Source organism: Lichenihabitans sp. PAMC28606 (assembly GCF_020616535.1).
GTDB classification, from domain to species: domain Bacteria; phylum Pseudomonadota; class Alphaproteobacteria; order Rhizobiales; family Beijerinckiaceae; genus Lichenihabitans; species Lichenihabitans psoromatis.
In genome coordinates, this window is the sequence record NZ_CP085136.1 from 1,993,427 (window position 1) to 2,013,442 (window position 20,016).

The window sequence follows — 20,016 nt, forward strand, 5'->3', positions numbered from 1 at the left end:
CTTGGTTTGATCGGGGGCGATCACCCCTCAGCGCGACGCCATCGGCCATTGTCCCTTCAGCGGGCCCCATCCGGCGATGCGATCGCTCAGCAAGGCCACGCCAAGCGCATAAGCGGTCGAATTATTGTAGCTTTTGATCACCTTGAAATTTGGCGTGACCAGGAAGGCCGGTCCACCGGCCCCCGCCGGCATCAGCAATTCCGCCTTACCGCTGCGAGGCATCTCGCCCCCATCGGCCCGCTGCACGCCGCGCTCGCCCCAGGAGGCGAAACTCTTGTAACCGGCCTCCCCCGGGTGGCCAAAGCCGTTCGGCAGTTGAACCTCGTAGCCCCAGGTCTCGCCCGGGATCCAATGATGCTTGTGCAGATAATTTGCGGTCGAGCCGATCGCATCCGGCACGCTGGTCCAAATATCGCGGCGCCCGTCGCCGTCGAAATCGACCGCATAAGTCTTGAAGCTGGTCGGCATGAATTGGGTCTGACCCATCGCGCCGGCCCAGGAGCCGAGCATATGGGCCGGATCGACATTCCGTTCCTGCAGAATGACGAGAGCCGCGATCAGCTCCTTCCGGAAGTAATCGCCGCGATAGCGTTGGTAGGCCAGCGTCGCCAGCGAACGCACCACGTAATCATTGCCCGCGAAGCCGCCGAAATTGGTCTCGAGGCCCCAAACACCGAGCACGATGTAGCGATCGACGCCATAGTCGTTCTCGGCTTTGACGATCCATTTCTCCCAATCGCGCGCTTTGGCGCGGCCGGTCTCGATCCGCTTTTGCGAGACGGCGGATGTCAGGTAATCACCGACCGGCTTGACGAACTCGGCCTGCTTGCGGGTCTTGTCGATCACGGCGGGATCGAGTGTGACGCCGGCCATCGCCGCATCGAATATGGCTCGGCTGACGCCGCGACGCGACGCTTCGGGCCAAAGGGACGCCACGAACGACTCGAAGCTTTGCGTGCGGGACTGGAGGGCCGCATGGCTCGGGCGAACCACCATTTTGGCCTCGGCCGCAGCCGAGAAGCCCAGCGTCAGCGCCATCGCCCCAGCAAAAGCCCGGAGCGACGACGTCATCGCGAATGCGCCGAATTTGCGCGGGTCGATCGTCACCTGGTTGCTCCCTTGCCTTGCCGATCCGGGCGTCGCGTCAATCGAGACACGACGTCAGCATGGTTTTAAGGTGAACAGGTTTCCGCTTGTTTACCACGTCGCGGCATCGATCCTGCCGCGTCAGCCGATCCCGATCCCATAGAGATCGTGAAGATGGAGGATGCCGATCGGCCGCCTGTCGTGATCGGCCACCATCAGCACGGACCGGCGGGTTTCCGTGAGCAACGCCAGAGCTTCGACGGCCAGCGCATCGGGATCGATCGTGGTGGGTGTGCGGGTCATGATATCGGCGGCGACCTGATGCATCAGGGTCGGGCCCATATGCCGCCGCAGGTCGCCATCCGTGATGATGCCGACCAGCAAACCCGCCGTGTCGATGACGCCGACACAGCCGAAACGTTTGCCGGACATTTCGACGATCGCCTCCGACATGGCGGCCTGTGTGGAGACGCAAGGAATCTCGTCGCCCTGGTGCATGACATCGCGCACGAACGTGAGCCGCGCGCCGAGCTTGCCGCCGGGATGGTAGACCTTGAAATCGGTCGCCGAAAACCCGCGTGCTTCCAACAACGCCACGGCAAGCGCGTCGCCCAAAACGAGCTGCATGGTGGTGGAGGTGGTTGGCGCGAGGCCGTTCGGACAAGCCTCTTCGGCGCGCGGAAGCGTGAGACAGAGATCCGCCTCGCGGCCGAGCGCGCTATCGGGGTTCGAGGTGACGGCCAGCAGCGGGATGCGAAACCGCTTGGCATAGGTGATGATGTCGGCGAGTTCGACGGTCTCGCCCGACCAGGACATGGCCAGCACCACATCGCCCGACCGGATCATGCCGAGGTCGCCGTGACTGGCTTCGGCCGGATGGACGAAATAGGCCGCCGTTCCGGTCGAGGCCAGGGTTGCGGCGATCTTGCGTCCGATATGGCCGGATTTGCCCATGCCGGTCACGATCACGCGTCCCTGAATCCCCCGCAGCAGATCGACCACCGCGGCGAAGACGTGGCCGAAGTCCTCAGGGCCGGTGGCCGCTACAGCGGCCTCCATGGCGGCGATGCCGGCGCGCTCGGTCGCCAGCGTCCGCAATGCCGAGCCAATCGCAAGGGTGGATGACGGCTGGAGGGCCGGCCCGACTGCACGCTGTTTCATGCTCATCGCCTCTCACTATCACCTTCGGGGCGGAGCTGCATCCAGCGACGACTGAGCTCGCTAACGCGGCCTTAACTACAATTCCATTAACCATAGACCGTGAATTTCGGCGGAGTGACCGAACGGACAGGACGGAACGTGGGTTCGAGGACCTCTCGCCAGACAGGAACAACTTGGGTGCTCCGCCTGCTTCGCGCAGCGGTGCTGCTGGTGCTTTGCGTCGGTCCGGTCGGGCTTGGGACGCGGCTTGCGCTCGCGCAGGATGCGACGCCTGCTCCCGAGGGAAGCGGCTTCGGCCCCGACACGTTTACAGGATCCGGCCTCCGCGGCAGTGGAGCCTTGACCGATGACGCTGGAACACCGGGGCCGCCTGCCGCGATCGACCCGAATACCGGCCTGACCCCTCCCGATGCGACGGCACCACAACGCCCGGCCCTTCGGTCGACCATCGCGCCCCAGCCATTGAGCACCGCGAAAGCTCGCGTCGGAGCACCAAAACTTCCGGCTCTCGCGGCCTACCCGAGCCTGTCGGACAGTGCCAAACTGCGCGCGGCCACACTCGGCGCGTTCGTTCCCCCCGTCGGTCCGACCACCGCGGCCCTTCCGCTCGACGTCCGGCGACGCCCGAAGCCGGATCCCGCGCCATTTGCCCCGATTGGCTATACGATCGGCACGGTGAGGCTGACACCCTTCATCGAGCAAAGTCTCGGGTTCGACAGCAATCCCGATCAGACCGCCGTCGGCGTGAAATCGTCGGCGTTCAGCCGCACCGAAGGCGGCTTCGACCTCTTGTCCTTGTGGTCGTCGAACGAACTTCGCGCCAATATACATGGCGCTTACGACGATTTCTTCTCCAACCCCGCGGCGAACCGGCCGGATGCGGCCGGCACGATCGACTACCGGTTTGACGCAACCCGGGATATCGCGCTCGATGCCGAAGGCCGCTTTGCCGTCACGACGCAGCGGCCGGGCTCGCCCGAGCTGAACGTCGCCGTGAAAGACCGGCCTCTGGTCTCGAGCTTTGGGACGAGCATCGGCGGCAGCGAAACATTCGGGCGCCTTACCTTGGCGCTCCACGGCACATTCGATCGCACCATGTACGAGAATGGCATCCTGCCGGACGGTACCGTGATCCCGCTCGGCGACCAGACGTTCAACGCCTACGGGGTTATCGGTCGCGCCAGCTATGAGCTCACACCAGGGCTCAAGCCCTTCGTCGAAGTCGATGTCGATACGCGCGTGCATGATCAGCGCATCGACAATTCCGGCTATGCGCGGGATTCCGAGGGGATCCTCGGCCGAGTCGGCTCGACCTTCGAGTTCTCGCGCCTGCTGATCGGACAATTATCGGCCGGTTACGAAAACCGAAGCTACGACGATCGCCGCTTGCGCGACCTCAAGGGTCCGTTGGTCGATGGGTCGTTGAGCTACTTCGTCACCAATTTGACGAGCCTGACCCTGCTGGCCGCAACCAGCTTCAACGAAACCACCGTGGCTGGATCGCCCGGGTCCGAATCGCGAACCGTTTCGCTGCAGGTGTCGCATGCCTTGATGCGAAACCTGATCCTAACCGGGACGCTCGCCTACCTGAACACCAACTACATCTCGTCTCCGATCGTCGAAAACACGCTGTCGGAGACCTTCAAGGCGAGTTACAGCCTCAATCGCTCCATCGTGCTCGACGCGACCTACAGCCATGAGCGTCTCAACAGCACGGCCGTTGCGTCGAGCTTCAGCCAGGATGTGTTCATGGTCGGGCTTCGGCTGCAGCACTGAGGCGGAGACGGTCTCGGCCGCTCGTTGACATCCTCATGAAAAAGGCCGGCTTGCGCCGGCCCTTTCGGTGTCAGATGCTGCTTGAGACGACTTAGGCTGCCTCGTCGACATCCCCGCCGTCGGTCTCGGCCTCGGCATCAGCGTCGCCCTCGGCTTCACTCTCGGCATCGGCCTTGCCGGTGCGACGCGGGCCCTTTTGCAACTGCTCATCGAGCAGCTTTAGAGCTTCGCTGTCGGTCAGCTTTTGCACGGCCGAAATCTCACGGGCCATCCGGTCGAGTGCGGCCTCGTAAAGCTGCCGCTCGGAGTAAGACTGTTCCGGCTGTGCGTCGGAGCGATAAAGATCGCGGACCACTTCGGCGATGCTGACGAGATCGCCGGAATTGATCTTGGCTTCATATTCCTGCGCCCGTCGCGACCACATCGTGCGCTTGACGCGCGCCCGGCCCGTCAACGTGTCGAGCGAACGCTTGACCACATCCGGCTCGCTGAGTTTACGCATGCCGACGCTGTGGACTTTGGGAACCGGCACCTTCAACTTCATCTTGTCTTTGGCGAAGCTGATGACGAACAGCTCGAGCTTGAAACCGGCGACCTCTTCCTCTTCGATCGCGACGATCTGACCGACACCATGCGCCGGATAGACGATGAATTCCTGCGCCTTGAAGCCGTGCGCCTTTCCGGTCGGCTTGATGACCGGCTTGGCCGTCAAATCAGGCTTGAAGGCACCCGGCTTGCCGCCCATCGGTTGCCGGAATGTCGACATCCGATCGCCACCGATCTTATTGGCCGGAGCCCGTACGCTCTCACTCTTGTCCGTCATCGATTTCATCTCCGTCGCCGCATGCGTTCGCCTTGGCGATGCCATCACGCGGCGTAGCTGTTGTTCATCATTCAGGGCCGACTCTCGTCAGCGCCCCAGTTGCTCGATCCGTCCCGTCATCCCCACGTCCGGCATTCCCCCTGCCCCGCTCACCCCACATTCGATGTCGCTCGTCACCGTCTGGCGGGACGACCCCTCGCCGCTAAACCTCATCGACCCTGGAGCCCGCCGACGCGATGTCGAACAGGAGCCACGTCATTGCTCGGAAGGTCTTGCTTTCAGACTCAACATGCCGCATCTGCCGTGTGGACTGAGGAAGCGGACGCGAATCGCCTAGAGTGGCATCGAGCGTCTTCAGATCGTCGAACGAGCCTGCTTGACGCATCGTCGCGTCATGACGGCACCGTAACCGCTCCCAAGCAGATTGAGCTTGGTTGACATATGCGGTTGAACCACCTGAAACTGAACTCAAGAGCTTATGACCGAAGCGGGCGGGAAAACGCCCGCAAGACTAGTTTTAAGTTCCTGTTGCTACCACAACACAGCCCGAAAATCAAAGGTTTTGCTGATCTCGATTCGGTTTCTCTCTGTCGAGCGAGATTTCGGTCCTGTGCGACAGCGCGCATTGCTTGCAAACCCATCCAGCATCACGGTCGGGCCATCGCATGACAGCCCTTGGATCATGCTGCAGCAGAGGTCCGAGAAGAGGATGAAGCCTATCGCTCGATTTTGAGCGATGCCCACCAGCCGGGCGCTAGAGGCGCCGCCGCGCCGCCTCGGCCAGGTCGCGTAGAACGGCCCGAAGCGCGCCGGGATCGGTCACGCGATTGGGAAACACAACCCGCGCCGACATGTCGCCACAGATGAGATCGATCCCCTCCGGATCGATCCCGCTCGCTCGCCACGCGCCATCTTTGCCGCGCGCCAAGGCGGTGGCGTAAAGACGGAGCGCCTCGGTGTGGTCGCGGTTCATGTGATCGACCGCATCGGCTTCGGCCGCGAGCAAAGGCGCGCAACCTGCAAGATCGGTCAGCACCTCGGCCCCCGTGAACCGCGCCGCCCGGGCGAAGCCGCCGTTCAGATGCACGGCCGCGAGATCGAGCGTCCAGAAACCGAAATCCGGAAAGTCGACATAGAGCGCAGCCTTTGGGTTTCTGGCGAGAAAGCGTGCGCGAGCCTGTGCGCGCTCACCCTCCTGCTCGAGCCGTCGCGCGCGGCCGACGATGCTGATCCGCGGATGCGCCAGCGGATCTCCCTTGCGGGTTTGGGTCAAGAGCAGTGAGCAGCGCGGATCGGTGTCGAGATGCCCGGTATGGGCCGCCAGCCGCGAGAAAAGCAGGAGTGGCGCGCCATCGGCCGCCGTCGCGACCGTGACGAGGCTCACAAACGGCTGATGATCGGCGTCCTGCGTCGCCAGAGCACCGGCCCGGACGTCCCGAAGCAGGCGCTTGGCTTCGCCCAGCGCATCATAAGCAGCTGCCGGCGGTGATGGATTGGGCTCAGTGGCCGGTTGGTTGTCGGGCATAGACAATCGATCCGGTTCCCATCAGTGGCGTTGTGTGCCGGAAATGAATTGCGTGAACCGGGGCGACGCACCGCCGCCGAAGAGCGCAGCGGGAGACCCATCGTCACAGACATGGCCATGATCGAAGAACACCACGCGATTGGACACGTCGCGGGCGAACCCCATCTCATGCGTCACCACCAACATCGTGCGCCCCTCGTCCGCGAGCGCACGCATCACCCGCAGCACCTCGCCGACGAGTTCGGGATCGAGGGCGGATGTGGGCTCATCGAACAGCATCACGTCCGGACGCATCGCCAGGGCGCGCGCGATCGCGGCGCGTTGCTGCTGCCCCCCCGACAGGTGCGCTGGATAGAAGTGCCGTTTGTCGGCGATGCCGACCTTGGCCAGAAGCGCCTCCGCCTCTTCGATACATTCGGCCTTGGGCCGCTTGAGAACGTGCAACGGTGCCTCGATGACGTTCTGCAGAATGGTCATATGCGACCAGAGATTGAATCCCTGGAACACCATGCCGAGGCGGGTTCGGATGCGATCGACCTGACGGCGATCCTTCGGTTCGCTGGTGCCGCCGCTCCGTTTCCGCATCGCGATGGTCTCGCCCGCGACCGTCACGGCGCCGGCATCTGGCGTCTCGAGCAAATTGATGCAGCGGAGGAATGTGCTCTTGCCCGACCCGCTCGCCCCGAGAATCGAGATGACGTCCCCCTTATGGGCGTCGAGCGAAATCCCCTTCAAAACTTCGAGCGCCCCAAAGCTCTTGCGAAGGTCTTTGACCGACAGCGCGATCGGGCTGGTGCTGTTCATAGGGGCTCCGAACGAAGTCGCGGTTCAACGAGGCGGCGAAGAATCAATGCGCCGCGTAGCGGCGACAAGAAACTGTCATTTATTATGCAAGCCGCTTGCCTGTCGCCGCCGACGATCCGCCCATAAAGCTGCAATTCGGACGCGCCGCCAAGCGCAGACACGGGCCAATACGCGAATTTCCGCGTCGAATCCGGAGATTAACGTTTTGTAAGCATATCCAAGCGGTAGATCGTGTAGGATGCGATTTCGAAAGGCTGTCACATTTCAGCCTCACTCGAGATTGAGTCTTCGCGGCTCGTTCGACGCCGCACCCTCCCGGGCGATGTGGCTCGACGGCTTGTGAGAAGGAAAGTTCATGCCTGCCATTGCCCTCGTGGACGATGACCGCAATATTCTGACGTCCGTATCGCTCTCCCTCGAGGCGGAAGGCTACCGCGTTCAAACCTACACGGATGGTGCGGCGGCGCTGGACGGTCTCAAGGCAAGCCCACCCGATCTCGCCATCTTCGACATTAAGATGCCGCGCATGGATGGCATGGAGTTGTTGCGTCGGCTGCGGCAGAAGTCCGATCTGCCGGTCATCTTTCTCACCTCCAAGGATGATGAGATCGACGAACTCTTCGGCCTCAAGATGGGCGCGGACGACTTCATTCGGAAGCCCTTTTCGCAGCGCCTGCTGGTGGAGCGTGTCAAGGCGATCCTCCGCCGCGCCAATCCGAAGGAAGCTGCGGCCCAGAAGGAATCCGAAGCCAAGCAACTCGAGCGCGGCGCTCTGAAAATGGACCCCGAGCGGCATACCTGCACCTGGAACAACGACCCGGTCACCCTCACCGTGACTGAGTTCTTGATCCTGCAGGCGCTTGCCACCCGTCCTGGCGTCGTCAAGAGCCGCAACGCCTTGATGGATGCGGCCTATGACGATCAGGTCTATGTCGATGATCGGACGATCGACAGTCACATCAAGCGGCTTCGCAAGAAGTTCAAGCTGGTCGACGACGATTTCGAGATGATCGAAACGCTGTATGGTGTCGGCTATCGCTTCAAGGAAGGCTGAATTTGCGCTTTTTGGGCGGTCACCTGCCGGGTTCGCTTCGGACGGTTCTGCTCGATCGGCATGGGGGAGATGGCGCGGGGTCTGCGACCGCCGGTCGCGACCGGCGGAAGATGAGACGAAGCGTCAGCCTCCGGATGCGGCGCTTCGTCAGAAGCGTCACCACACGCCTATCCTCGTCGCTGACGCGCCGCATCGTGGTCTTGAACCTCGGCGGCCTTCTGGCGCTGTTGCTCCTTTTTTTATATCTCAATCAATTCCGCGAAGGGTTGATCGACGCGCGGGTGCAAAGCCTGCAGACGCAGGGCGAGATCATCGCGGCTGCAATCGCCGCGTCGGCCACAGTCGAGACCGATGCCATCACGGTCGACCCGGAGAAGCTGCTGCAGCTCGCACCCGGTCAAAGCACCGGCGCACCGGACGAAGACGCCTCGTCGCTGCAATTTTCCATCAACCCGGAAAAGATCGGCCCGGTGCTGCGTCGGCTTGTCTCCCCGACGCGGACCCGCGCCCGCGTGTTCGACAGCGAGGGCGAGTTGCTGCTCGACTCTCGATCACTGTCGCTGCATGGCAATATCCTGCGATCCGATCTGCCGCCCCCCGATCCGAATGAAGCAACGCTGATCGAGCGCACCTGGAGCGAGGTCAAGCGCCGCTTCGGCCATACCGACGTCTCCCTGTTCGACGATGGGCGCAATGCCAAAAGCGTCGGCTTTCCGGAAGTCGCCCGCGCCCTCAAAGGGGCAACGCAATATGTCGTGCGGGTCAATAAGAAGGGCGAGACCATCGTCTCGGTTGCGGTGCCGATCGAACGCTTCAAAAACATCCGTGGCGCGCTGCTGCTGTCGACCCAGGGCGGCGATATCGATGCCATCATCGCGTCCGAACGATGGGCGTTCTTCCGCGTCTTCCTGCTGGCGGCCGGCGTGACCTTTCTGCTGTCGCTCCTGCTCGCCAATACGATCGCGGGTCCCATGCGCCGTCTCGCCGACGCCGCCGATCGGGTGCGCCGCGGCATCAATTCTCGCGAGGAAATCCCCGATTTCACGTCCCGCTCCGACGAGATCGGCCATCTGTCGGGTGCGCTCCGCGACATGACGGGTGCACTCTACCTTCGCATGGAGGCGATCGAGAGCTTCGCGGCCGACGTCGCCCATGAGCTGAAAAACCCGCTCACGTCGCTCCGCAGCGCCGTCGAAACCTTGCCGCGCATCAAATCCGAAGAATCGCGTGAACGTCTCATGTCGGTCATCCAGCACGACATCAGGCGTCTCGACCGGTTGATCAGCGACATCTCCGACGCGTCGCGTCTCGACGCCGAGCTGGCGCGGGGCGCCACCGCCCAGGTCGATGTCAAACGCCTGCTGACGGCCGTCGTTGAAGTCGCAAATGGCGTGTCCCGCGATGACGGCGTGACGATTGCGCTCACGGTCGAGCCGAAGGCGACGGGCGAGCCGGATGACGACGCTTTCAAGGTCGAGGGCCATGACTCGCGCCTGGGCCAAGTCATGAATAACCTGATCGATAATGCCCGCTCGTTCTCGCCCGAGGGCGGGGTCGTCAACGTTCTGCTACGCTCATGTTGTCTCGACGACGGTGACGAGGGAATAGCGGGCGTCGAAATCGTCGTGGAAGACGCCGGGCCGGGCATTCCGGCGGATGCGTTCGAGCGCATCTTCGAGCGCTTCTATACCGATCGCCCCGAACATGGTTTTGGGCAAAATTCCGGTCTGGGCCTTTCGATCTCACGTCAGATCATCGATGCACACGGAGGCCGCATTTTTGCGCGCAATCGGGAACCGCAGCGCGACCCAACCACGACGGGTGTCGACGATCAGCCGGAGTGGAGCGACGAGTTCAAACGCGACATCGACGAGCCGGAGCAGAGCATGACAATCCCGAGGACTGGCGGTGCTCGCTTCACGGTCTGGCTGCCGCAGAGAGCCATTTGAGCGACGACGCCACCCTCACATTCGTTCATGCGACAGCACTCGTGGTCGGCGATCACGGCATTCTGATCCAAGGCCGGTCGGGGGCCGGCAAGTCCAGCTTGGCGCTGGCGCTGTTGGCGGAGGCATCGCACCATCATCGCTTCGCCCGCCTTGTCGGCGATGATCGCATTGGGCTAAGCCAGCAGAATAATCGCCTCATCGCACGACCTCACCAGTCGATCGCCGGATCGATCGAATGGCGCGGTCTCGGCATCCGCGCAATCCTGCACGAGCCTGCCTGCGTGGTCAGTCTCGCGATCGAGCTCGACACCGAGGGCTTGGTGCAGGTCGACCGCATTCCCGAGGCAACGCCGACACTTTGCTTACTCGGCGTAAAGGTTCCACTGCTGACACTTCGCGCAACAGCCGGTTCACATGAAAACAGCTCGATAACGTTTCGTTATTTGGACCTTTGGCCTTCGCGCTGACAACGGGACAGTTCTAATATGCTTGCCAATTTCGCCGCAATGCACAAGATAGCGCCGGATAATCGGCGCGGGCGAGCATCTGGCATATTCGAGAATGATTGGTAACGCGCAATGATCGGGATGGTCCTTGTGACCCACGGCCGCCTCGCGACCGAGTTTCGGGCCGCACTTGAGCATGTGGTCGGCCCGCAACGATGTATCGCGACGATTACGATTGGACCGGACGACGACATGGAAGCGCGACGGCAAGACATCGTCGATGCGGTCGCTGAAGTGGATCAAGGCAGTGGCGTGGTTCTGTTGACCGATATGTTCGGCGGAACCCCGTCCAATCTTGCCATTTCGGTGATGTCAGGCAACCACGTCGAGGTCGTCGCCGGCATCAACCTGCCGATGCTGATTAAACTGGCGTCCGTTCGGGACGTCGTCAATCTCGAGCAAGCTGTCATCCAAGCGCAGGATGCCGGGCGCAAATATATCAACGTGGCCAGCCGCGTGTTGAACGGCAAATGAGCCAGACCAGCGACGACGCGGTGTCACGCGAACTCCCCATCATCAACCGAAAAGGGCTTCATGCGCGCGCGACGGCGAAATTCGTCCATTGCGTCGAGGCCTATGATGCCGAAGTCCGTGTCACTCGCGGGAGCGACACTGTCGGCGGCCTGTCGATCATGGGCATCTTGACGCTCGGCGCTGCGCAGGGAACCAGCATCCTCGTGAGCGCCACGGGACCCGATGCGGCTCGTGTCCTTCAGGCTCTCGCTGATTTATTGGCCAACCGCTTCGGCGAAGACGAATAGAACCTGGCGTTCGCAACATCGCGGCAAACAAAAAGGGCGCCCCTTTCGGGACGCCCGCGACACCGGTCTGACCGGGTCAGGCAGCTTTCGCCGCGACAATGCGCGGCCCGCTCGATCCAATGGCGATCTGACGCGGCTTCTGCGCCTCCGGGATCTCGCGGACCAGATCGACGTGCAGCAGACCATGTTCCAGGATCGCACCCGTCACCTGAACGTGGTCGGCGAGCTGGAAGCGACGCTCGAACGCCCGTGCCGCAATACCCTGGTAGAGAACCTCGACCTTGACGGCGTCGCCTTCGACGGGGGCCTTCGACCCGCGAATCAAAAGCGTGTTCTCACGCGTCTCGATCGTCAGGTCGTTTTCGGAAAAGCCGGCGACCGCAACCGAGATGCGATACGCGTTTTCGCCGGTCCGCTCGATATTGTAGGGGGGGTAGGATGGCGCCGCGCCTTCGACACCCGACATCTGATCGATGAGGGAAAACAACCGGTCGAAACCGACGGTCGAGCGGTACAGCGGTGCGAGATCATATTGACGCATGACATATCCTCCGAAAAGCGACATGTGCCCCGGGGCTTCGTGCTCCGAAGCAATCAGGTAAGCGCGTCCATTACGGCCCGCGCAACCCAGATTTAGGTGTGTCGATCCGGTGGTTCAAGAGGGTCGGATTGCACAAATTTCGCAAGCCGACCCTCACGTCAAATGTGGATCAGCCGACGTTTTCGCGCAGGAACGGCAAGGTGCGGCTCAGCGCGAGATCGGCACCGGCCTTATCGTAGCTGCCACGTTCATCGCAGTTGAAGCCATGTCCGGCCGGGTAGGTGAACACCGGTACGGAGGGCTCGGCGGCTTTGATTTTCTCGATATCGCTCATCGGGATATGATCGTCCTGCTCGCCGAAATGCAGCATCAACGGCACCGTCGGCTTCTCGTCCAGCATGTTGACGATCCCACCGCCATAATATCCGACGGCCGCATAAACGCCCGGCAGGTCGCAGGCCGCCGCATAGGCCAGGGTCCCGCCCCAGCAATAACCGATGACACCGACCCGGCCGGCTTCACTGGCCGCCGCGACCGCAGCCGCAATGTCCTTCATGGTGTCCGCATGCTTGGTCTGCTTGTTGAGCGCGATGCCCTCCTGCATTCCATCCTGATCGTAGTTCAACTGAACGCCGGGCTTGGCACGATCGAAGATCGCCGGGGCCACGACGAGATAGCCCTCGGCGGCGAAACGGTCCGCGACCGAGCGGATGTGATGATTGACGCCGAAAATCTCCTGCAGCACCACAAGGCCGCCCCGCGGCGTGGTGGTCGGCACGGCCTTATAGGCATCGAGCACAAAGCCATCGGAGGCCGTCAGCTTGATATCCTGTCCCATGATCATCTCCATTGGTCTGTCGCGCAGGAATTGCGCGAATCTAGGTCGCGCCCCGGCTTCAGGCTTTCGTGCCGAGCGAGGCTGCGGTTTGGCCGAACAAAATTTTCTTCTGCTCGTCGGTCATCTCGGCCGGGCGGTTCATAGCGTCGCCTTTGGCATAGGCCGCCACCGTGGCCGGCTTGGCCTTGATGGTCTCGTGCCAGCGCTTCACGTTCGAGAAATCATCCAGCTGTTGACCCTGCCGCTGCCAGTTGACGGTCCAGGGATAAGCCGCCATGTCGGCGATCGAATAATCCCCCGCGACGTAATCGGCCGTCGCCAGTTGTCGGTCGAGCACCCCATAAAGGCGGTTCGTCTCGTTCACATAACGAGCGATGGCATAAGGGATCTTCTCGGGCGCGTAAGCCGAAAAGTGGTGATTTTGCCCCGCCATAGGGCCAAGTCCGCCCATCTGCCAGAACAGCCATTCGAGGACTTGCGTACGGCCACGGAGATCCTTCGGCAGGAATTGGCCCGTCTTCTCGGCCAGATACACGAGAATTGCACCGGATTCGAACACCGAGATCGGCTCGCCGCCGCCGTGCGGCGCGTGATCGACGATCGCGGGCATGCGATTGTTCGGCGCAATCGTCAGAAAGTCCGGCTTGAACTGCTCGCCGGTTCCAATGTTGATGGGTTTCAGCGTGTAGGGGAGACCCGTCTCCTCCAGAAACATCGTGATCTTATGTCCGTTCGGGGTCGGCCAATAGAAAAGATCGATCATTCGGGGACCTCGCGCAGTGTCGACAGCCGGACCTGAAAGCGTGCCTGTAGCACCGGATCGCGACGGCTTGAAGCCCGCGCTTGCGCGCCGAGGCGCGGCTGATCGCCCGACAGGCAGCGCGCCGTCGCCGAGGTGACCGATGGCGCGGAATCTCATAATCGTGGCACAACACCGCCGCGACGGTGACCCGATGGGAGGACCAGCCATGATCGACGGACGCAGTGAGACTTCAGGCCGACGCATTCGCCTAGGCATGGTGGGGGGCGGCGAAGGCGCCTTCATCGGCGCAGTGCATCGGATCGCCTCCCGCCTCGACGATCGCTTCGAGGTCGTGGCTGGCGCGCTGTCGTCCACGCCCGAGAAGGCCATGCGCTCCGCCGCGGCGCTCGGGCTCGCACCCGACCGGAGCTATGGCGATTTCGCCACCATGGCGCGGGACGAGGCCGCTCGCCCGGATGGCATCGAGGCGGTCGCGATCGTGACCCCCAATCATATGCATGCACCGGCGGCGCGCGCCTTTCTCGAAGCCGGGATCCATGTCATCTGCGACAAGCCCATGACGACGACGCTGGCTGAGGCGCTCGACCTCAAGGCTTTGGCCGAGCGGTCCGGCCGCGTGTTCGTTCTCACCCATAACTACACCGGCTATCCGCTGGTCCGACAAGCCCGCGCCATGGTCCGCGACGGAGAACTCGGCGACATCCGCGTCGTTCAGGTCGAATATCCGCAGGATTGGCTGGCCGAGAAGATCGAGGACAGCGGCCACAAACAGGCTGAATGGCGGTCCGATCCGGCGCGGTCGGGCGCGGGGGGCTGCATCGGCGACATCGGGACCCATGCCTTTAATCTGGCCGACTTCATCACCGGCATTCCGGTCACATCGCTCTTGGCCGACTTGACCACCTTCGTGCCGGGACGGCGGCTCGACGACAACGCCCAGATCCTGCTCCGCTATGCGAATGGCGCGCGGGGCATGCTGTGGGCCAGCCAGATTGCGCCGGGCCATGAGAATGGCCTGAAGGTGCGGGTCTACGGCAGCAAGGGCAGTCTCGAATGGGTCCAGGCCGAACCCAACCGGATGTTATGGTCGCCGCTGAACCAACCCCAGCAGATCCTGACGCGCGGAGGCCCGGGCACCGGCCCGGATGCCGCACGGGCGACGCGCATCCCACCCGGTCATCCCGAGGGCTACCTCGAAGCCTTCGCCACGATCTACTCGGAAGCCGCCGAGGCCATTCTGGCAGCGCGCGACGGTCATACGGCCGGACATGACGTCCTCTATCCAACGCTTGACGATGGGGTGAAGGGACTGGCCTTCATCGAGGCCGCCCTGCGGTCGTCGCAGGCCGGAGCCACCTGGGTCGAACTTTGATGTCCTGGCTTCGGTGGGCCGTCATCGCCGGGGTCCTCGTGACGGCCGCGGCGCTGCCGGCGCGGCTCGATGCGCGTGAGCGGGCAACGCCGGAACTCGCGCCGGAGGAGATGCGAATCGCCGGGGGGCTCCTGCCTCTTTCGATATCGGCGGATTGGTCGCGGCCGCTTCCAGCGATCACGCGCGCCGTCATCATCGTGCATGGCAAGAACCGCGATGCAGTTCCGTACTTCCAGTCACTCCAAGCTGCGGCGCAAGACGCAGCGGCCACAGCCGACACCTTGCTGATCGCGCCGCAATTTCTACGCGGCCAGGATGAGTGTCAGATCGATCTGCCGCCCGGCACCCTGACGTGGCGCGGCAATGATTGGATGGACGATGCGCCGGACGAGACGGCGGGTGTCGCGAGTTTCGTGGCGCTGGACGCCATCCTGGCGCGGCTGGCGGATCGCGTGCTGTTTCCGCATCTCACCAGCATCGTCGTCGCCGGTCATTCGGGTGGCGCCCAGATGGTGCAGCGCTTCGCCATCGTCACGACCAGCCCGGAGACTCTGGCCAAGGTCGGGGTGGCGGTACGGTTCGTCGTGGCCGATCCGTCATCCTACGCCTATTTCGATGATGCGCGGCCCGTGACGACCGGCGGTTTCGCAGCCGCGGACACGGCCATGTGTCCAGCCCTGAGCCGTTGGAAATATGGCATGGCGGACAGGCCGCCCGCGATCGCATCGCTCGACGTGCCGACGCTCGAGCGCCGCTATATCCAGCATGATGTGACGATGCTGCTCGGGGGTGCCGACGACGATCCGGATCAGGCGGCACTCGACACGAGTTGCGCGGCCGAAGCGCAAGGCCCCGACCGCCTCGCGCGGGGGCGTCATTTCGCGGCTTATCTCGAAGCGCGACATCCAGGCCTGACCATCCCGGTGCTGATCGCACCCGGCGTCGGGCATGACGGCGGCGCGCTGCTTCGTTCGTCCTGCGGGCTGAAGGCGCTGTTCAGTGTCGGACGCTGCCCGGACTAGATGTCCGGCTTCGGCCGGACCCCGAAGATCGCGCTGCCGACCCGCACATGCGTCGCGCCGAGTTGGATGCCAAGCTCGAAATCGTGGCTCATGCCCATCGACAGGTCGGATACGCCGTTGCGCTTGGCGATCTGAGCCAACAAGCCGAAATGCGGCGATGCCTGCTCGTCGGCGGGCGGAATGCACATCAGGCCCGACACGGTCAGGCCATAGCTTTGCCGACACATGGCGATGAACGCATCGGCGTCTTGCGGCAGCACCCCGGCTTTTTGCGGCTCGGCTCCGGTATTGACCTGTACGAGCAAGCGCGGGGTCTTTCCGAGGCGCGCGATCTCGGCCGCTAGCGCTTCGGCGATCTTCGGACGATCCACCGTCTCGATGATGTCGAAAGTCTCGACCGCCTCGCGCGCCTTGTTGGATTGCAGGGGACCGATCAGATGCAGCACGAGGTCGGGCGTCTGCTCCCGCAGCGCCGGCCATTTGGTCTTGGCCTCCTGCACCCGATTTTCGCCGAAAACGCGTTGCCCGGCCCCGATCAGCGGCAGCATGTCGTCCGCCCCAAAGGTCTTGGAGACGGCCACCAGAGTCACGGTCGACGGATCACGGTCCGCGTCGCGCGCGGCCTGCACGATGCGGTGCTGGATGCCGTGAAGCCGGTCGAGGCTTGTTTCCGCAATCGACATGAGAGGCCGTCCTGATCCGTGACACGAGCCGCGACCTCAACCGGCATTTGGCTGGGGCGTCAAGGTCTGGCCGGGATCGGGCCGCTCGCGCGCACCGCCTCCCACCAGGCGATCGCCGAATTGACCCGGCACCCCTTTCATGCTCACTGCCGCTGACAGTCACCACCACCAAAGTCCGGGTGCCGAGCACCCTCCGGGGATCGATTGACCGAACGTTATAACGCCCGCGAAGCCGAACCACATTGGCAACAGGTTTGGGCGACGCGCGAAATTTTCCGCGCCTCGAACGACGATCCGCGCGAGAAATACTACGTCCTCGAGATGTTCCCCTACCCATCCGGCCGCGTCCATATGGGCCATGTGCGGAACTATGCGATGGGCGATGTCGTGGCGCGCTACCGTCGCGCGAAGGGCTACAACGTCATCCATCCGATGGGCTGGGATGCGTTCGGCATGCCGGCCGAAAATGCGGCGATGCAAAACAAGTCGCATCCGGCCGCATGGACCTACGCCAATATCGCGACCATGAAAGGTCAGTTGAAAAACATCGGCCTCTCGCTCGATTGGTCGCGCGAGGTCGCGACGTGCGACCCGTCTTATTACAAGCACCAGCAGCGGATCTTCCTCGAATTCCTCAAGGCAGGCCTCGTCGATCGCCGCAAGTCCAAGGTGAACTGGGACCCGGTCGATCAGACCGTCTTGGCCAATGAGCAGGTGATCGACGGTCGCGGGTGGCGTTCAGGCGCACTCGTCGAACAGCGCGAGCTGGTTCAGTGGTTCCTGAAGATCACGGATTATGCCGAGGATTTGCTGGTCTCGCTCGACCGGCTGGAGAATTGGCCCGAAAAAGTGCGGCTGATGCAGCGCAACTGGATCGGCAAGTCGGAGGGGCTGTCGGTCCGCTTCGCACTCGATCCGGCCACCACGGTCGACGGCGCCACGGATGTCGAGGTCTATACAACCCGCCCCGACACGTTGTTCGGCGCGAGCTTCATCGCGGTCGCGGCGGATCACCCGCTCGCCGAAGCGGCGGCGGCCCGCGATGCGGCCTTGGCCACGTTCGTCACCGAATGCCAGCGGCTCGGCACGTCGGTGGCGGCGCTGGAGACGGCCGAAAAGAAGGGCTTCGACACTGGCATTCGGGCCGTGCATCCGCTCGACCCGAGCTGGACCCTGCCGGTCTATGTGGCGAATTTCGTGCTGATGGAATATGGCACCGGCGCCATCTTCGGTTGCCCGGCGCATGACCAGCGCGATCTCGACTTCGCCCGGGCCAAAGGCCTGCCGGTGGTCGCGGTCGTCTGCCCGCCCGATCAAGACGCCGCGATATTCGCGGTCGGAGCCGAGGCCTTCACGGGCGACGGCCTGATGATCAACTCGCGATTTTTGGACGGACTGACGACGGATGCGGCCTTCGATCAGGTCGCATCGCGGCTCGAAGCACAAGTGATCGGCAATGCGCCGCAGGCCAAGCGCCAGACCAATTACAAGCTGCGCGACTGGGGTATTTCGCGGCAGCGCTATTGGGGTTGCCCGATCCCGATCATCCATTGCGATGCCTGTGGCACGGTGCCGGTTCCGGTCGCCGATCTGCCGGTCAAGCTGCCCGAGGACGTCACCTTCGACCAGCCGGGCAACCCGCTCGACCGGCATGCGACGTGGCGGCACGTCGCCTGCCCGCAATGCGGCGGACCCGCCCGGCGCGAAACCGACACGATGGATACGTTCGTCGACTCGTCCTGGTATTTCGCCCGCTTCACCGACCCGTGGAACGAGACGGACCCGACCACGCCAAGCGTCGCCAATCGCTTCCTGCCGGTCGATCAATATATCGGCGGCATCGAACATGCGATTCTGCATCTGCTCTATTCGCGCTTCTTCACCCGCGCCATGAAGAAGGTCGGGATGCTCGACCTCGACGAGCCGTTCGCTGGCCTGTTCACGCAAGGCATGGTGGTGCACGAGACCTATCGCTCCGAGGCGGGCGCCTGGGTCTCGCCGGAGGAGATCAATATCGAGGGCGTGAGCGCCGACCGGCGCGCCACCCTGATCGACGGCGGCGCTCCGGTGCGGATCGGCGCCATCGAGAAGATGTCGAAATCGAAACGCAACATCGTCGATCCGGACGACATCATCGCGACCTACGGGGCCGACACGGCCCGCTGGTTCGTGCTGAGCGATAGCCCGCCAGAGCGCGACGTGATCTGGACCGAGGAAGGCGTCCAGGGCGCCGCGAAATTCGTGCAGCGCCTGTATCGGCTGTCCGGGGAACTGGCCGAACTCGGCAAGGCCGCAACCTCCGAGGACGCCTCGGTGTCGCCCAGCGTCGAGGCGCTGGGTGTGCGGAAGGCTGCCCACAAGGCTGTGATCCGGATCGAGGAGGATCTCGCGCGCCTCCGGTTCAATCGATGCGTCGCGCATATCTACGAACTCTCGAACGCGCTGTCGGCCGCGATCGCCGCGATCGAGACGCCGGAACTCGCGCCAGGCCTCGCCGCCGCCTTCCGAGAGGCGGCCGACATCCTGGTGCAGGTGACCTCGCCGTTCATGCCGCATCTCGCCGAGACGCTGTGGGCCGCTCTCGGTCATGACACGCTGGTGTCCGCTTCGCCCTGGCCGGTGGCCGATCATGCGATTGTGGTGGAAGACAGCATCACCCTGCCGGTGCAGATCAACGGCAAGAAGCGCGCCGATGTCACGATCGCTCGCGACGCCGACAATGCCGCCGTGACCGCAGCCGCTTTGGGCCTCGAGAGCGTTCAGCGCGCGCTGGAAGGCCGGACACCCAAAAAGGTGATCATCGTGCCGATGAGGATCGTCAATGTCGTGGTTTAATCGCCGGATCGCCCTGTCGCGCGCCCTCAAGGCTGTCGCGGCGCTCGGGTTGTCGCTCTCGCTGGCGGGCTGCTTTACGCCGCTTTACGGCAGCATGAACGGCCACCTCAGCAGTGAACTCCAAGCCATCGCGATCGATCCAGCACCCGAATTGCTCGGCCATTACGTGGTCGATGAATTGATCACCGACCTGAACGGCACGGGGTCGAGCCCGGCGCCGAAATACCGTCTCGCCCTCACCACGAAGGAACGCGTGCAATCGGCGTTGATCGATACGGTGACGCGCCGCGCCTCCGCCGCCACGGTCGTGACCGATATCAACTACGTGCTGACCCCCGCCGGCGGTGGCAACCCGATCACGCAAGGCACGGTGACGAGCGCCGCGACCTACAACCGCTCCGAACAACGCTTCGCCAACATTCGCGCTGCGCGCGACGCCGAGATCAGGAACGCCAAGGTGATCGCAGACCAAATCACCATCAGGCTGTCGACGGCGCTGGCGACGCGCAGCTAGAGC

19 protein-coding genes are annotated in these 20,016 nt (G+C 63.3%); 10 read left to right on the forward strand and 9 right to left on the reverse strand.

Annotated features, from left to right (window positions below; all coding sequences use genetic code 11):
- Nucleotides 1-27 precede the first annotated feature (27 nt).
- A complete protein-coding gene (locus LGH83_RS09455) occupies nt 28-1,107 on the reverse strand; it encodes a lytic transglycosylase domain-containing protein (protein WP_227401568.1) in 1,080 nt (359 codons plus the stop codon).
- Nucleotides 1,108-1,227: 120 nt separating this feature from the next.
- Nucleotides 1,228-2,247 (reverse strand): KpsF/GutQ family sugar-phosphate isomerase, encoded by a 1,020-nt coding sequence (locus tag LGH83_RS09460; RefSeq protein ID WP_413771130.1) that lies wholly within the window; start codon nt 2,245-2,247, stop codon nt 1,228-1,230.
- Nucleotides 2,248-2,424: 177 nt separating this feature from the next.
- Between LGH83_RS09460 and LGH83_RS09465 the strand changes: the two genes are divergently transcribed.
- Entirely contained in the window at nt 2,425-4,023 is a 1,599-nt protein-coding gene (locus tag LGH83_RS09465) for an outer membrane beta-barrel protein (RefSeq protein ID WP_227401570.1), read from the forward strand.
- Between the two features lie 91 nt (nt 4,024-4,114).
- On the opposite strand, the gene LGH83_RS09470 is transcribed toward LGH83_RS09465, so the two are convergent.
- From LGH83_RS09470 to LGH83_RS09480, 3 genes are all read right to left on the reverse strand, one after another.
- Complete coding sequence (locus tag LGH83_RS09470) at nt 4,115-4,846, reverse strand: CarD family transcriptional regulator (protein ID WP_413771131.1); 732 nt, start codon at nt 4,844-4,846, stop codon at nt 4,115-4,117.
- A 754-nt stretch (nt 4,847-5,600) separates the two neighbouring features.
- Nucleotides 5,601-6,371 (reverse strand): HugZ family protein, encoded by a 771-nt coding sequence (locus LGH83_RS09475; RefSeq protein ID WP_227401572.1) that lies wholly within the window; start codon nt 6,369-6,371, stop codon nt 5,601-5,603.
- 21 nt (nt 6,372-6,392) lie between these two features.
- The gene (locus LGH83_RS09480; protein ID WP_227401573.1) at nt 6,393-7,175 is read right to left on the reverse strand and encodes an ABC transporter ATP-binding protein; all 783 of its coding nucleotides are present in this window, start codon (nt 7,173-7,175) and stop codon (nt 6,393-6,395) included.
- Nucleotides 7,176-7,530: 355 nt separating this feature from the next.
- On the opposite strand from LGH83_RS09480, the gene LGH83_RS09485 reads away from it, so the two are divergent.
- The 5 genes from LGH83_RS09485 to LGH83_RS09505 all read left to right on the forward strand — a co-directional run bounded on the left by LGH83_RS09485 (nt 7,531) and on the right by LGH83_RS09505 (nt 11,445).
- Entirely contained in the window at nt 7,531-8,229 is a 699-nt protein-coding gene (locus LGH83_RS09485; RefSeq protein ID WP_131113199.1) for a response regulator transcription factor, read from the forward strand.
- Nucleotides 8,230-8,339: 110 nt separating this feature from the next.
- Entirely contained in the window at nt 8,340-10,178 is a 1,839-nt protein-coding gene (locus tag LGH83_RS09490; RefSeq protein WP_227401574.1) for a stimulus-sensing domain-containing protein, read from the forward strand.
- A 41-nt stretch (nt 10,179-10,219) separates the two neighbouring features.
- Nucleotides 10,220-10,645 carry an HPr kinase/phosphorylase gene (locus LGH83_RS09495; protein ID WP_264479180.1) on the forward strand — a complete coding sequence of 142 codons (426 nt, stop codon included), beginning with the start codon at nt 10,220-10,222 and terminating at the stop codon, nt 10,643-10,645.
- 111 nt (nt 10,646-10,756) lie between these two features.
- Nucleotides 10,757-11,158, forward strand: a complete 402-nt coding sequence (locus LGH83_RS09500) for a PTS sugar transporter subunit IIA (protein ID WP_131113202.1) — start codon at nt 10,757-10,759, stop codon at nt 11,156-11,158.
- Complete coding sequence (locus LGH83_RS09505; RefSeq protein WP_227401576.1) at nt 11,155-11,445, forward strand: HPr family phosphocarrier protein; 291 nt, start codon at nt 11,155-11,157, stop codon at nt 11,443-11,445. Before LGH83_RS09500 ends, LGH83_RS09505 begins: the two co-directional genes overlap by 4 nt.
- Before the next feature lie 76 nt (nt 11,446-11,521).
- Here LGH83_RS09505 and LGH83_RS09510 read toward each other — a convergent pair whose 3' ends face one another.
- From LGH83_RS09510 to LGH83_RS09520, 3 genes are all read right to left on the reverse strand, one after another.
- Nucleotides 11,522-11,986: an Hsp20 family protein gene (locus tag LGH83_RS09510; protein ID WP_131113204.1), complete on the reverse strand. Its 465-nt coding sequence runs from the start codon at nt 11,984-11,986 to the stop codon at nt 11,522-11,524.
- A 169-nt stretch (nt 11,987-12,155) separates the two neighbouring features.
- Nucleotides 12,156-12,824, reverse strand: a complete 669-nt coding sequence (locus tag LGH83_RS09515; RefSeq protein WP_227401577.1) for a dienelactone hydrolase family protein — start codon at nt 12,822-12,824, stop codon at nt 12,156-12,158.
- A 58-nt stretch (nt 12,825-12,882) separates the two neighbouring features.
- The gene (locus LGH83_RS09520) at nt 12,883-13,587 is read right to left on the reverse strand and encodes a glutathione S-transferase N-terminal domain-containing protein (RefSeq protein ID WP_227401578.1); all 705 of its coding nucleotides are present in this window, start codon (nt 13,585-13,587) and stop codon (nt 12,883-12,885) included.
- 205 nt (nt 13,588-13,792) lie between these two features.
- Between LGH83_RS09520 and LGH83_RS09525 the strand changes: the two genes are divergently transcribed.
- Nucleotides 13,793-14,959, forward strand: a complete 1,167-nt coding sequence (locus LGH83_RS09525; RefSeq protein WP_227401579.1) for a Gfo/Idh/MocA family protein — start codon at nt 13,793-13,795, stop codon at nt 14,957-14,959.
- Entirely contained in the window at nt 14,959-15,981 is a 1,023-nt protein-coding gene (locus LGH83_RS09530) for an alpha/beta hydrolase (RefSeq protein WP_227401580.1), read from the forward strand. The genes LGH83_RS09525 and LGH83_RS09530 overlap by 1 nt, the downstream gene beginning before the upstream one ends.
- Here LGH83_RS09530 and LGH83_RS09535 read toward each other — a convergent pair.
- Nucleotides 15,978-16,664: a YggS family pyridoxal phosphate-dependent enzyme gene (locus LGH83_RS09535; RefSeq protein ID WP_227401581.1), complete on the reverse strand. Its 687-nt coding sequence runs from the start codon at nt 16,662-16,664 to the stop codon at nt 15,978-15,980. The genes LGH83_RS09530 and LGH83_RS09535 overlap by 4 nt on opposite strands.
- 204 nt (nt 16,665-16,868) lie before the next feature.
- Between LGH83_RS09535 and leuS the strand changes: the two genes are divergently transcribed.
- Both leuS and LGH83_RS09545 read left to right on the forward strand, forming a co-directional pair.
- Nucleotides 16,869-19,499, forward strand: a complete 2,631-nt coding sequence (gene leuS / locus LGH83_RS09540) for a leucine--tRNA ligase (RefSeq protein WP_227401582.1) — start codon at nt 16,869-16,871, stop codon at nt 19,497-19,499.
- Entirely contained in the window at nt 19,486-20,013 is a 528-nt protein-coding gene (locus tag LGH83_RS09545) for a hypothetical protein (protein WP_227401583.1), read from the forward strand. Before leuS ends, LGH83_RS09545 begins: the two co-directional genes overlap by 14 nt.
- Nucleotides 20,014-20,016 lie beyond the last annotated feature (3 nt).

What these genes read in the sequence shown, in the direction of transcription:
- LGH83_RS09530 (WP_227401580.1), top strand. Translation starts at nt 14,959, where the DNA reads ATGTCCTGGCTTCGGTGGGCCGTCATCGCCGGGGTCCTCGTGACGGCC.
- LGH83_RS09480 (WP_227401573.1), bottom strand. Translation starts at nt 7,175, where the DNA reads ATGAACAGCACCAGCCCGATCGCGCTGTCGGTCAAAGACCTTCGCAAG.
- LGH83_RS09535 (WP_227401581.1), bottom strand. Translation starts at nt 16,664, where the DNA reads ATGTCGATTGCGGAAACAAGCCTCGACCGGCTTCACGGCATCCAGCAC.
- LGH83_RS09460 (WP_413771130.1), bottom strand. Translation starts at nt 2,247, where the DNA reads ATGAAACAGCGTGCAGTCGGGCCGGCCCTCCAGCCGTCATCCACCCTT.
- LGH83_RS09515 (WP_227401577.1), bottom strand. Translation starts at nt 12,824, where the DNA reads ATGGGACAGGATATCAAGCTGACGGCCTCCGATGGCTTTGTGCTCGAT.
- LGH83_RS09520 (WP_227401578.1), bottom strand. Translation starts at nt 13,587, where the DNA reads ATGATCGATCTTTTCTATTGGCCGACCCCGAACGGACATAAGATCACG.
- LGH83_RS09510 (WP_131113204.1), bottom strand. Translation starts at nt 11,986, where the DNA reads ATGCGTCAATATGATCTCGCACCGCTGTACCGCTCGACCGTCGGTTTC.
- LGH83_RS09505 (WP_227401576.1), top strand. Translation starts at nt 11,155, where the DNA reads ATGAGCCAGACCAGCGACGACGCGGTGTCACGCGAACTCCCCATCATC.
- LGH83_RS09470 (WP_413771131.1), bottom strand. Translation starts at nt 4,846, where the DNA reads ATGACGGACAAGAGTGAGAGCGTACGGGCTCCGGCCAATAAGATCGGT.
- LGH83_RS09485 (WP_131113199.1), top strand. Translation starts at nt 7,531, where the DNA reads ATGCCTGCCATTGCCCTCGTGGACGATGACCGCAATATTCTGACGTCC.
- LGH83_RS09525 (WP_227401579.1), top strand. Translation starts at nt 13,793, where the DNA reads ATGATCGACGGACGCAGTGAGACTTCAGGCCGACGCATTCGCCTAGGC.
- LGH83_RS09500 (WP_131113202.1), top strand. Translation starts at nt 10,757, where the DNA reads ATGATCGGGATGGTCCTTGTGACCCACGGCCGCCTCGCGACCGAGTTT.
- LGH83_RS09475 (WP_227401572.1), bottom strand. Translation starts at nt 6,371, where the DNA reads ATGCCCGACAACCAACCGGCCACTGAGCCCAATCCATCACCGCCGGCA.
- LGH83_RS09490 (WP_227401574.1), top strand. Translation starts at nt 8,340, where the DNA reads ATGAGACGAAGCGTCAGCCTCCGGATGCGGCGCTTCGTCAGAAGCGTC.
- LGH83_RS09545 (WP_227401583.1), top strand. Translation starts at nt 19,486, where the DNA reads ATGTCGTGGTTTAATCGCCGGATCGCCCTGTCGCGCGCCCTCAAGGCT.